Source organism: Streptomyces sp. AA4 (genome assembly GCF_000158875.1).
In the GTDB taxonomy this organism is placed as follows: Bacteria; Actinomycetota; Actinomycetes; order Mycobacteriales; family Pseudonocardiaceae; genus Amycolatopsis.
The window spans coordinates 79,466-91,099 of the sequence record NZ_GG657747.1; the positions used below are offsets into that span (position 1 = coordinate 79,466).

An 11,634-nucleotide genomic window follows, 5' to 3' on the forward strand; every position below is an offset into this window, starting at 1 on the left:
CAGACCTGTGATCAGCCCGTTACTGCGCCCCGATCGCCTCCGCCAACGCCAGCACCCGCCGGGCGTTCTCCACGTGCAGGTTCTCGATCATCCGCCCGTCCACAGTCACCACGCCGCGTCCCGCAGCCGAGGCCTCCTCGAACGCCGCGATGATCCGCCGTGACCGGTCGATTTCCTCCTCCGACGGCGCGAAGATCCGGTTGCACGGCTCCACCTGCGAAGGATGGATCAACGTCTTCCCGTCGAACCCGTACTGCCGCCCCTGCAAGCATTCCGCTTCGAAGCCTTCAGCGTCCTTGACGTCGTTGTAGACCCCGTCCAGGATCACCTTCCCCGTCGCGCGCGCGGCCAGCAGGCACAGCGAAAGCCCGCCCAGCAACGGTCCCCGGCCCGGCACGAACTCCGCGTGCAGTTCCTTCGCCAGGTCGTTCGTGCCCATCACCAGCACGGTCAACCGCTCCGAGGCGCTCGCGATCTCCTCCGCGTGCAGCATCGCGATCGGCGTCTCCACCATCGCCCAGATCTTCGTGTGCTCCGGCGCTCCGCCGAGTTCCAGCGCGCGCTCAATGTTGTGCACCTCGGCCGCCGAGTTCACCTTCGGCACCACCACGGCAGCCGGGCCGGCGGCAGCGGCGGCGCGCAGGTCGGCGTCGTGCCATTCGGTGTCCAGGCCGTTGACCCGGATCGTCACCTCGCGCGAGCCATAAGTACCGACCGCGGCGCAGACCCGTTCCCGCGCGGCTTCCTTCGCGTCCGGCGCGACGGCGTCTTCCAGGTCCAGGATCAACGCGTCCGCGGGAAGAGTCTTCGCCTTCTCCAGCGCGCGTTCGTTCGCGCCGGGCATATACAGCACGGACCGCCGCGGGCGGAGTTCGGTCATGACTGGATCTCCTTCGTCGCGGCGTCGTACGCGGCGGCCAGTTCGGGGTCGGTGGCGGCCAGTTCGTCAGCGAGTTCCACGACCACCCGGCACTGCTTGACCGAGGCGTCGTCCTGCATTTTCCCGTCGATCATCACCGCGCCGGTGCCGTCGCCCATCTCGGCGATCACGCGGCGGGCCCAGGCCACGTCGGCGGGGGACGGCGAGAAGACCTTCTTCGCGATGTCGATCTGCACCGGGTGCAGGCTCCACGCGCCGACGCAGCCGAGCAGGAACGCGTTGCGGAACTGGTCCTCGCAGGCCACCACGTCGCGGATGTCCCCGAACGGCCCGTAGTACGGAAGGATGCCGTTCATCGCACACGCGTCGACCATCCGCGCGACCGTGTAGTGCCACAGGTCCTGCTGATACGTCGTGCGGCCCTCGGTGAGATCCTCGCCGACCGGGTCCGTGCGCACCAGGTAACCGGGGTGCCCGCCGCCGACGCGGGTCGTCTTCATCCGGCGGCTCGCGGCCAGGTCGGCCGGGCCCAGCGAGATGCCCTGCATGCGCGGCGAGGCGCCAGCGATCTCCTCGACGTTCGCGACGCCGCTCGCCGTTTCCAGGATCGCGTGCACCAGCAGCGGTTCCGTCAGCCCGGCGCGCGCTTCCAGCTGCGCCAGCAACCGGTCGACGTAGTGAATGTCCTGTGCGCCTTCGACCTTCGGGATCATGATCACGTCGAGCTTGTCGCCGATCTCGGTGACCAGCGTGATCAGGTCGTCGAGCACCCACGGCGAGTCGAGGCTGTTCACCCGCGTCCACAGCTGCGTGCGGCCGAAGTCCGTCGCCTTCGCGATCGACACCAGCCCGGCGCGCGCCGCTTCCTTGCGGTCGGCGCGGACCGCGTCCTCGAGGTTGCCGAGCAGCACGTCGGTCTTCTTCGCGAGGTCAGGGACCTTCGCGGCCATCTTTTCGTTGCCCGGATCGAAAAAGTGGATCATGCGCGACGGCCGCACCGGGATCTGCCGCGGCGGTTGCGGCGCTCCGACGGCGAGCGGGGCGAAGAAGTCCTTCGGCGAGCGCATCCTGGTCCTCCCGGCGGGTACTTGACCGACGGGTAACCCTAAACCGGAGACGCGAACCCCCGCTGCGGCGAAGCTCACCCGCCATCCGGGTGACGGCCGTGACCAGCGAAAGTCCACTGTGGAACCGGATCGATTAGGCCGATCGGAGTAAGACGCTGGGCCGCCTGCCCTGCCCCGCGAGGGGCGGCGCGACACCCAGGGGAAGCGCTCCGTGCGCACCACTCACCCCCGTCTCACTCGGTTGGCCGCACGGTCGGGCTGAAGTCGAACGACCGCCTACCGACCGGTCACCGACCGCTGAGCGCCGCCGATCGCACGCGGCCGGGCAACCCGGAGACCTCGCGACTTTGCCCTGGTACTCAGTTCATGTACCGGTTTTCGCCGGTACGCGGGATCAGGTGCTTGAAGGAGGCGGACTCGTGGCGGCTACCCCACAGAACACCGAGCGCTCGACGGTCGCCGGCGGTGCGAAGCGCAGCCGGACGACGGCGAGCCGGGTGCTGCCGCCGATCGAGCTCCCCGCGAGCGTCGACGAGCTGGCGCGCAAGGCCGCGGCCCTTCTGGGCTGGAACGGCGTGGTGCTGCCCGCGACGACGCTGCTCGGCCGCAAGGTCAGCATCGTCGCGAAGCTCAAGACCGACGTGCACGCGGAGCGGATCGCGATGGGTGTCGGTCCCGTCGCCGATCGGGCCCTCGTCGACACCTGGACCTGGCCAGAGCTGGCCGCGACCGCACCCGCGCCGGCCGCCGAGATCATCGGCGTCCTCGCGGTCGCCCGGCACTGGCGGACCGCGATGGCCTCCGCGGTGCCCTTTTCGCGCTACGGCGAGGCCGCGATGGTTCTGCCATCGCCTGCCGTGCTGACCGACGACTACGTGACGAACTGCCTGCCGCGCGCCCGCGCCTACGGCCTCGCGGTCGTCACCGCCGACCCGTACGCCACCACCGACCTCGACCTCGACACCCACCACGACCGGGTGCTGCTGCAGGAGGACCCGGTGTCGCGCTGGGTCAACGAGATGGCCTACGACCTGCTGCTGCGCGAGGACTCCGACGCCCCGGTCCCCGCCGAGGCGGACTGAAGCACCGGCGTCGGCCCTCGCGCGGCGATAGAGTCGGGCGCATGCGAGTCGTCATCGCTGGCGGACACGGCCAGATCGCCCTGCACCTGGAAAAGCTGCTCGCGCAGCGGCACGACGCGCCGGTCGGCATCGTGCGCAACCCCGAGCACGAGGCCGACCTGACCGCGGTCGGCGCCGAAACGGTCGTGCTCGACCTCGAAAAGTCCGATGTGGACGCCGTCGCCAAGGCGCTCGAAGGCGCGGACGCCGCGGTGTTCTCCGCCGGTGCCGGTCCGGGCAGCGGAGAGGGCCGCAAAGACACTGTCGACCGCGGCGCGGCGGTCCTGTTCGCCGACGCGGCGGAGCGGGCGGGCGTCCGCCGGTTCATCCAGGTCGGTTCGATCAACGCGGACAAGGCGGACGACCCCGGCCACGACCCGGTTTTCGCCGCCTACCTGCGGGCCAAGCGCGCCGCTGAGGAAGACCTCAAGGCCCGCGACCTCGACTGGACGATCCTGCGCCCCGGCCGCCTGACCAACGATTCCGGCACCGGCCAGGTGAAAATCGCGGAGCACGTCGGGGGCGGCGAGATCCCGCGCGAGGACGTCGCCGCGGTGCTGCTGGCGCTGCTCGACGCCCCGGCGACCGCCCGGCGCACGCTGGAACTGGTCTCCGGCGACGATTCCGTCGCCGACGCGGTGTCCCGGATCTGATGCGCGACATCGCGGTCTTCAGCGGCAGCGCGCATCCCGAACTCGCCGCGGAAATCTGCGCCAACCTGGGCGTCCCGCTGCTTCCGGTGGAGATCGACCGGTTCGCCAACGACTGCCTCCAGGTCCAGCTCCAGGCCAACTGCCGCGAGCGCGACGTCTTCCTGATCCAGCCGCTGGTCAAACCAGTGCAGGAACACCTGGTCGAGCTGCTGCTGATGCTCGACGCGGCCCGTGGCGCCTCGGCCGCGCGCACCACCGTCGTGATGCCGCACTATTCGTACGCGCGCTCGGACAAAAAGGACGCGCCGCGGATCTCCATCGGCGGCAGGCTGGTCGCCGACCTGATGGTCACCGCGGGCGCGAACCGCGTGCTCACCATGACGTTGCATTCGCCGCAGGTGCACGGGTTCTTCAGCGTTCCGGTCGACCATCTGCACGCGCTGCACGAGCTGGCCCAGTACTTCCGGCAGTACGACCTCTCGGAAACCACGGTCGTGTCGCCGGATCTGGGCAACGCCAAGGAAGCCGCGCATTTCGCCCGGTTGCTCGGCACGAAGGTCGCGGCCGGCGCGAAACAGCGGTTCGCCGACGACCGCGTCGAGATCACGTCGGTGATCGGCGAGATCGCCGGACGCGACATCATCGTGCTCGACGACGAGATCGCGCGCGGCAGCACGGTGCTGGAACTGCTGGACCGGTTGCGGGAAATGGGCGCGCGGACGATCCGGGTGGCCTGCACGCACGGGCTGTTCGCCGACGGCGCGCTCAAGCGGATCGGCGGCCAGGAGGACGTGCTGGAGATCGTCTGCACCAACACCGTGCCGGTGCCGGTCGAGGAACGCACGGAGAAACTCCGGATCCTGTCCATCGCCCCGGCGCTGGCCGAGGCGATGCGGCGAATCCACAATGGAGAGTCGGTCAGCTCGCTGTTCGAACCGAACTGATCAGACGGTTCCCAGGACCCGGTCGAGGTAGGTGTTGGCGAATGTCCCGGCCGGGTCGCATTCCTTGCGGATGCGCAGGAAGTCGTCGAAGTGCGGGTAGCGGGTGCGGAGCACGGACGCGTCGAGGTCGTGCATTTTGCCCCAGTGCGGTCGTCCGCCGACCTGGCCCGCGATGTTCTCGAACGCGGTGAAGTACTCGCGGTAGGGCATGCCGAGGAACTGGTGGATCGCGATGTAGGCGGAGTCGCGGCCGTGCGCGGTGGACAGCCAGATGTCGTCGGCGGCGGCCACGCGCACCTCGACCGGGAACGCGACCGGGTCTTTCAGCCGCGGCACCGCCGCGCGCAGTTCGGCCAGCACGTCGAGCACGGATTCGCGCGGGACCGCGTATTCGGATTCCACGAACCGCACCCCGCGGTGGGTGACGAACACGCGGTGCGACAGGTCGCTGTACTCGCGCGGCGAGGACACCTGGGAGGCGAACGCGCCGAGCGGGCGGACCAGTTTCGGCACCGCGCGCCCGAGCCGGCACAGGCCGCCGAACGCGACGTTCTCGGTGAGTTCGTAGTCCACGAACTGGCGCAGGCGGGACAACGGTTTCCGCGCGGCGTCCAGCGGCAGCCGGTTGTTGCGCTTCACCAACGCCTTGCTGCCGTAGGGAAACCAGTAGAACTCGAAATGGTCGTTGCCCGCCGCGTTGTCGTCGAACCCTTCCAGGACCTGCTCCAGCGGCTCCGGGCGTTCCTGCGCGGAGAGCACGAAGGACGGTTCGCACTGCAGCGTCACCGTGCTGATCACGCCCACCGCGCCGAGACCGACGCGGGCGGCGTGGAACAGCTCCGGACGCTCGTCGGCCGCGCAGCGGACCACCGAACCGTCGGCGAGGACCAGTTCCAGCGCGACGATCTGGGTCGAGATCCCGCCGAACCGCGCGCCGGTGCCGTGCGTGCCGGTGGAAATCGCGCCCGCGATCGTCTGCGCGTCGATGTCGCCCAGGTTCGTCATCGCCAGCCCGAGCGCGTCGAGCGCCGCGTTGAGAGCGCGCAAAGTGGTGCCGGACCGGACCGTGACCTGCTGGTTCTCCAGGTCGGCGCGGGCGATGCCGGTCCACCCGGTCAGGTCCAGCGCGTCGGAATCGGCGGCCGCGATCGCGGTGAACGAATGCCCGCTGCCCCACGCGCGAACCCGGCGCCCGGCTCCGGAAATCCCGTGCACGACCTCGGCGATCTCGGCCGTGCTGCGCGGCCGGTGCACCCGCTGCGGGGTGGCCTTGGCCGTTCCGGCCCAGTTGCTCCACGTCATTGCGGCACCTGTTCTTCGCTGGAAGGTTCCCACGATAGATGCCGGAACCGTAAGTGAATAGTATTCGCGTTTCAAGCGTTGTTGTCGTACCGTAAGTGCGTGACCACCTCAGCGCACGGGTACGACCTCGCGACGAAGGACCTCGATCCGCCGCTCGCGATCGTCGACCTGGACGCCTTCGACGCCAACGCCGACGACCTGCTGCGCCGGGCCGCGGGCAAGCCGATCCGGGTGGTCAGCAAGTCCGTGCGCTGCCGGGCGCTGCTGGAGCGAGCGCTCGCGCGAGACGGCTTCGAAGGCTTGATGTGCTACTCGCTCGCCGAGGCAGTTTGGCACGCTGAGCTGGGCACTTCCGACGACATCGTGGTCGCGTACCCGACCGCGGACCACGAGGCGCTCCGCCGGCTGGCGGCGAGCGAACGCGCTCGGGCGGCGGTCACGATCATGGTCGATTCGACCGAGCACCTCGACCTCGTCGACGCCGCGCTCGGCCACGGCCACCCGGACATCCGCGTCTGCCTCGAACTCGACGCGTCCTGGCGTCCGCTGCCCGGCGTCCACGTCGGCACCAGGCGTTCGCCGGTGTTCAAACCGGCGAACGCGGCCGCGATCGCGCGCCGGATCGTGACGCGGCCGGGCTTCCGGCTGGCCGGGATGATGGCGTACGAGGGCCAGATCGCCGGACTCGGCGACGCCGCCGGGAAAGGCCTGCAGAACCGGATGGTCGGTTGGATGCAACGCCGTTCCGCGGCCGAACTCGCGCGCCGCCGCGAGGCAGCGGTGCGGGCCGTGCGCGAGGTCGCCGACCTGGAGTTCGTCAACGGCGGCGGCACCGGAAGCATCGAGACCACCGGCGCGGAGGACGTGGTCACCGAAATCGCCGCCGGTTCCGGATTCCTCGCGCCGACGCTGTTCGACGGCTATTCGCACTTCCAGCCGCGCCCGGCCGCGTTGTTCGCGCTGCCGGTGGTGCGCCGTCCGGCGAAGAACGTCGCGACGCTGTACTCCGGCGGCTACATCGCCTCCGGCCCCACCGGTCCGTCGCGCGAACCGTCGCCGTACCTGCCGGAAGGCTTGCGCCTGCTGGGTTTCGAGGGCGCCGGTGAGGTGCAGACGCCGGTGACCGGCGAGGCCGCGCGCACGCTCCGGCTCGGCGACCGGGTCTGGCTGCGGCACGCGAAGGCCGGGGAACTGGCCGAACGATTCCTGGCCTACCACCTCGTCCGCGGCAGCCAGGTGGAGCGCACCGTCCCGACCTATCGCGGCGAAGGCCGCAACTTCGGCTGAGCACCCGCCACAGACCGCCCCAATGTGGCATTGGGTGCATGCGACGCACCGAACGCCACATTGGGTGCATCTGACGCACCCAATGCCACATTGGGGGCGCGAGGGGTCAGTCGCCGAATTTGCTGGCCAGATACCCCTTCACCACGTGCTTGGCCTCGGCGACGATCCGCTCGTCCCCGTTCGGGTCGCGGCGGAAGGCCAGCTTCAGCAGCGCGTCCGCCGTTTCGTTGGCGATCGCGATGGCGAACCGGAGTTCGTCGGCGGGCCGGTCGACGTGCCCGCGCAGGATTTCGACCAGCGAATCCGCGATGACCGAGTTGTTGTCGCGGTCGTCGGCCAGCAGCCGGACGTCGATCACGTCTCCGAAGTGGACCTTCGAGAATCCCGGCACCTCGCGGTGCATCCGCAGGTAGATGTCGAGCACCGAGTCGACGATGTTCCACCAGTGCTCGGGGCTCAGCTGCTGCAGCCGCTCGTTCACCGCGGCGACGAACCGCTCCAGGTTCCGCTGCGTCAGCGCCTGCACGACCGCGCGTTTGTCCGGGAAGAACTGGTACAGCGACCCGACCGCGACGCCCGCGCGTTTGGCGATCAGCGTGGTGGTGAGCGCGTCGTAGCCCAGCTCGTCGATCAGCTCGGCGCTCGCGTCCAGCATCTGTTCCACCCGCCGGGCGCTGCGTTGCTGAACCGGTTTTCGCCGCAGCGGGGTGGGTTCAGCCTGGGTCTCGGCCACGTCGTTCCTCGGAGTCTCTCGCGATTCACTCATCTGATCTGGGACTTTAGCGCCCCGAGGGGCTTCCCCCGAGACGAGTGACGACCTAACATATGAGAACTTTTCACGTTCACCCGCCAGGGTGTCCCGAGGCAAGGGGTGTTCACCGTGGACCATCCGACCTTCCCGCCCGGCTTCCTGTGGGGTGTCTCGACCTCGGCGTTCCAGATCGAGGGGGCGACGGCCGAGGGCGGTCGCGGACCGTCCATCTGGGACACGTTCACCGCCGCCGAAGGCAAGATCGCCCGGGGCGAGGACGCCAAGGTAGCGGCTGACCACTACCACCGCTACTCCGAGGACATCGCCCTGATGGCCGACCTCGGCGTCGGCGCCTACCGGATGTCGATCGCCTGGCCGCGCATCCAGCCCGACGGCGCCGGAAAGCCCAACGCGGAAGGACTTTCCTACTACGACAAGCTGATCGACGAGGTCTGCGCGGCCGGAATCGCCCCGGCGATCACCCTGTACCACTGGGACACCCCGCAGCCGATCGAGGACAAGGGCGGCTGGCTCTCCCGTGACACCGCCTACCGCTTCGCCGAATACGCCACGATCGTGGGCGAGCATTTCGCCGATCGGGCGAAACTCTGGATCCCGCTCAACGAGCCGATGGTCATGTCGATCTACGGCTACGCCATCGGCGAGTACGCGCCCGGCCAGACCCTTCTGCTCGACGCGCTCCCCACCGCCCACTACCAGAACCTCGCCCACGGCCTGGCGGTGCAGGCGCTGCGTGCGGCGGGCGCGACCGGCATCGGCACCGCGAACAACCACTCGCCGGTCTGGCCCGAACACGACACCGCCGCCGACCGCGAGGCCGCCGACTGGCTCGACGCGCTGATCAACCGCACCTTCGCCGACCCGATGCTGCTCGGCAGCTACCCCGAACAAGTCCACCCGCACCTGCCGGACAACTTCGCCGACGACCTCGCCACGATCGCGCAGCCGCTCGATTTCTACGGCGTCAACTACTACGAACCCCAAGGCGCGACCGCCCCCGGCGAGGGCAACCCGCTGCCGTTCGAACTACGCCCGATCGAGGGCTATCCGAGGACCACCAACGACTCGCCGATCGTCCCGCAGGCGCTGCGCGAACTGCTGGTGTCCTTCCACGAGCGCTACCGCGAACACCTCCCGCCCATCCAGATCACCGAAAACGGCTGCAGTTTCGCCGACGAACCCGCCGCCGACGGCACCGTTCCCGACCCCGAACGGATCGAATTCCTCGCCAGCCACCTGCAGGCCCTGCGCGAAGCGATGGAGGCCGGCGTGGACGTGCGCGGATACTTCGTCTGGTCGCTGCTGGACAACTTCGAATGGTCCAAGGGCTACGCGCCGCGGTTCGGGCTCGTGCACGTCGACTACGAAACGCAACGCCGCACCCCCAAGGATTCCTTCTCCTGGTACCGGAAACTGGTCCGCCATGAGTGACACCGCCGCTGTTGTCCCGGATGTCTTCGCCGAGCCGGTCAAACGTGTCCGCGTCGGGTGGATGACACTGCTGTTCCTCGCGAACATCGCGCTGTGGCTGGGCATTTACGCGCCGATCCAGGTTCTGCTGCCGCAACAGGCGGAACTGCTCGACGCCGCGCACAAGGAGACCGTCTTCGGCATCGTGACCGGCATCGGCGCGGCCGTCGCGCTCGTCGCGAACCCGGCGATCGGCCTGCTTTCGGACCGCACCTGCTCGCGGTTCGGCAGGCGGCATCCGTGGACGATCACGGGCGGCGCGATCGGCGCGGCCGGACTGCTGGTGCTGGCCGAGGCCCCGAACGTCGTCGTGATGACGATCGGCTGGTGCCTCGTGCAGGCCGGGCTCAACGGCATGCTCGCGACGCTGATGTCCGGCATCGCCGACCGCGTTCCGGTCGGGCAGCGCGCGCAGGTCGGCGGCCTCGTCGGCATCGCGCAGATGCTCGGCACCGTGCTCGGCGCGGTGGTGGTCGTGGTGATGCTCGACCTCGCCGGACTGCCGCTCGGCTACGCGGCCTGCGCGGCGATCGTCCTGGCCGGCGCGGCGGCGTTCGTGCTGCGCACGCCGGACGCGCGGCTGCCGGTGGAGTTCCGGCCGAGCGGCCGGATCCGCGAAATCCTCGCCGACCTGTGGGTTTCGCCGCGGCGGCATCCGGACTTCGCGTGGGCGTGGGCCTGCCATTTCATGATCAACCTCGGCAACGCGTTCGGCACGCTCTACCTGCTGTTCTTCCTCAAGGACGCGGTGCACTACCCGGATCCGGACAGCGGCCTGCTGATCATGATGGGCCTGTACGGCGTGGCTTTGGTGATCGGCGCGGTGCTGGCCGGGCACTTCTCGGACAAGTCCGGCAAACGCAAGCCGTACGTCCTCGGCTCGGCGGCGATCATGGCGCTGGCCGCGCTGCTGCTGGTGATCTGGCAGAGCTGGCCGGTGGCCCTGGTGGCGTCGCCGCTGCTGGGCGTCGGGTTCGGGGTCTACATGGCGGTCGCGCTGGCGATGCTGACGCAGGTGCTGCCCGCGGCGCAGAACCGGGCGAAGGACCTCGGCGTGGTCAACATCGCGAACTCGCTGCCGCAGGTGGTCGCGCCGCTGCTCACGACGCTGATCCTGCAGTGGCTCGGCGGGTACCCGGGGCTGTTCGCGGCGTCCGCGGTGGCGACGTTGCTGGCCGGGGTTCTGGTGACTCGGGTGCGATCGGTGGGTTAGCGCTTGCGTTTGAGCGCGCTCACAGGCTTAGCGTCTTCGGCATGGAGAAGGAAGACGCGCTGAGCGAGGCGCTGCGGCTGGCGATCGACCCGCCGGGCACGGTGTCGGTCGAAGCGCTGCGGGAACTGGCCCGGGACGACGACGCGAACGAGTGGGACATCGCTACCACGGCGGAACACCTCGGGCTGAACCCGCACACGCTGCGGTACTACGAGCGGATCGGCCTGGTCCAGGTCGCCCGGGACAGCGCCGGGCACCGGGTCTACGACGCCGCGGCGGTGCGCCGGCTCGTGTTCCTGACGCGGATGCGTGTCTCGGGCATGTCGATCAGCGACCTGCGCCGGTACATCGAGCTGGTCGATTCCGGCGCGGACACCGTGCCCGAACGGCGCGAAATGCTCCTGGAGCACCGCGACACCCTGCGCGCGCAGATCGCCCAGCTGCAGCTTTCCCTCGCCGCCACCGAATACAAGATCGCCACTTACCAGGAAGGCCCCCTGCCGTGATCCAGCACGACATCGACAGCCCGGAAAACCTCGCCCGCCGCAAGCACGGACTCGAGGTGCTGTCCCGCATCGACGGTCACCAGGGCGAAGCCGTCATCGATTCCCTCGCCGACATCAACCCCGCCTTCGGCCACCACGTGGCCGCGTTCGCCTTCGGCGACATGTACGACCGGCCCGGACTCGACCCGCGCAGCCGCCAGCTCGTCACCCTCGGCGTGCTGACCGCGCTCGGCGGCTGCGAACCGCAGCTGAAGGTGCACATCGGCGCGGCACTGAACGTCGGGCTCAGCCGCGAGGAAATCACCGAGGCGCTCCTGCACTCGGCGGTCTACGCCGGATTCCCGCGAGCGCTGAACGCCACCTTCGCCGCGCGCGAGGTGTTCGCCGCCCGCGACGCGGAGGAAACCGCCTGACGTCCG

Annotated in this window: 12 protein-coding genes; 8 read left to right on the top strand and 4 right to left on the bottom strand. The window is 69.5% G+C overall.

The genetic code is table 11. The features are described from left to right. Positions 1 to 19: 19 nt before the first annotated feature. Together SSMG_RS39180 and SSMG_RS39185 are read right to left on the bottom strand one after the other, a co-directional pair. Entirely contained in the window at positions 20 to 880 is an 861-nt protein-coding gene (locus tag SSMG_RS39180) for a CoA ester lyase (protein ID WP_009085631.1), read from the bottom strand. Next, positions 877 to 1,947: a CoA ester lyase gene (locus SSMG_RS39185; RefSeq protein ID WP_009085633.1), complete on the bottom strand. Its 1,071-nt coding sequence runs from the start codon at positions 1,945 to 1,947 to the stop codon at positions 877 to 879. The genes SSMG_RS39180 and SSMG_RS39185 overlap by 4 nt, the downstream gene beginning before the upstream one ends. Before the next feature lie 419 nt (positions 1,948 to 2,366). On the opposite strand from SSMG_RS39185, the gene SSMG_RS39190 reads away from it, so the two are divergent. Genes SSMG_RS39190 through SSMG_RS39200 form a run of 3 tightly spaced genes read left to right on the top strand, consistent with a single transcriptional unit; the run spans position 2,367 to position 4,665 of the window. Then, entirely contained in the window at positions 2,367 to 3,029 is a 663-nt protein-coding gene (locus SSMG_RS39190) for a hypothetical protein (protein ID WP_037718927.1), read from the top strand. A 41-nt stretch (positions 3,030 to 3,070) separates the two neighbouring features. Next, complete coding sequence (locus tag SSMG_RS39195) at positions 3,071 to 3,721, top strand: SDR family oxidoreductase (protein WP_009085636.1); 651 nt, start codon at positions 3,071 to 3,073, stop codon at positions 3,719 to 3,721. Beyond that, complete coding sequence (locus tag SSMG_RS39200; RefSeq protein WP_009085638.1) at positions 3,721 to 4,665, top strand: ribose-phosphate pyrophosphokinase; 945 nt, start codon at positions 3,721 to 3,723, stop codon at positions 4,663 to 4,665. The genes SSMG_RS39195 and SSMG_RS39200 overlap by 1 nt, the downstream gene beginning before the upstream one ends. Here the strand turns inward: SSMG_RS39200 and SSMG_RS39205 are convergent, their stop codons facing one another. Then, positions 4,666 to 5,967 (bottom strand): D-arabinono-1,4-lactone oxidase, encoded by a 1,302-nt coding sequence (locus SSMG_RS39205; RefSeq protein WP_009085640.1) that lies wholly within the window; start codon positions 5,965 to 5,967, stop codon positions 4,666 to 4,668. It lies immediately after the preceding gene. Positions 5,968 to 6,066: 99 nt separating this feature from the next. On the opposite strand from SSMG_RS39205, the gene SSMG_RS39210 reads away from it, so the two are divergent. Next, positions 6,067 to 7,254, top strand: a complete 1,188-nt coding sequence (locus tag SSMG_RS39210) for an amino acid deaminase/aldolase (protein WP_009085641.1) — start codon at positions 6,067 to 6,069, stop codon at positions 7,252 to 7,254. A 106-nt stretch (positions 7,255 to 7,360) separates the two neighbouring features. Here SSMG_RS39210 and SSMG_RS39215 read toward each other — a convergent pair whose 3' ends face one another. Next, positions 7,361 to 7,987 (bottom strand): TetR/AcrR family transcriptional regulator, encoded by a 627-nt coding sequence (locus SSMG_RS39215; protein ID WP_286157098.1) that lies wholly within the window; start codon positions 7,985 to 7,987, stop codon positions 7,361 to 7,363. A 147-nt stretch (positions 7,988 to 8,134) separates the two neighbouring features. On the opposite strand from SSMG_RS39215, the gene SSMG_RS39220 reads away from it, so the two are divergent. From SSMG_RS39220 to SSMG_RS39235, 4 genes are read left to right on the top strand one after another with little or no spacing between them, the layout of a single operon-like run. Then, positions 8,135 to 9,457 carry a GH1 family beta-glucosidase gene (locus SSMG_RS39220; protein WP_037719067.1) on the top strand — a complete coding sequence of 441 codons (1,323 nt, stop codon included), beginning with the start codon at positions 8,135 to 8,137 and terminating at the stop codon, positions 9,455 to 9,457. Next, complete coding sequence (locus SSMG_RS39225) at positions 9,450 to 10,709, top strand: MFS transporter (protein ID WP_009085648.1); 1,260 nt, start codon at positions 9,450 to 9,452, stop codon at positions 10,707 to 10,709. Before SSMG_RS39220 ends, SSMG_RS39225 begins: the two co-directional genes overlap by 8 nt. Before the next feature lie 41 nt (positions 10,710 to 10,750). Beyond that, entirely contained in the window at positions 10,751 to 11,215 is a 465-nt protein-coding gene (locus tag SSMG_RS39230) for a MerR family transcriptional regulator (RefSeq protein WP_009085649.1), read from the top strand. Further along, positions 11,215 to 11,628 carry a carboxymuconolactone decarboxylase family protein gene (locus tag SSMG_RS39235; protein WP_286157107.1) on the top strand — a complete coding sequence of 138 codons (414 nt, stop codon included), beginning with the start codon at positions 11,215 to 11,217 and terminating at the stop codon, positions 11,626 to 11,628. The genes SSMG_RS39230 and SSMG_RS39235 overlap by 1 nt, the downstream gene beginning before the upstream one ends. Positions 11,629 to 11,634 lie beyond the last annotated feature (6 nt).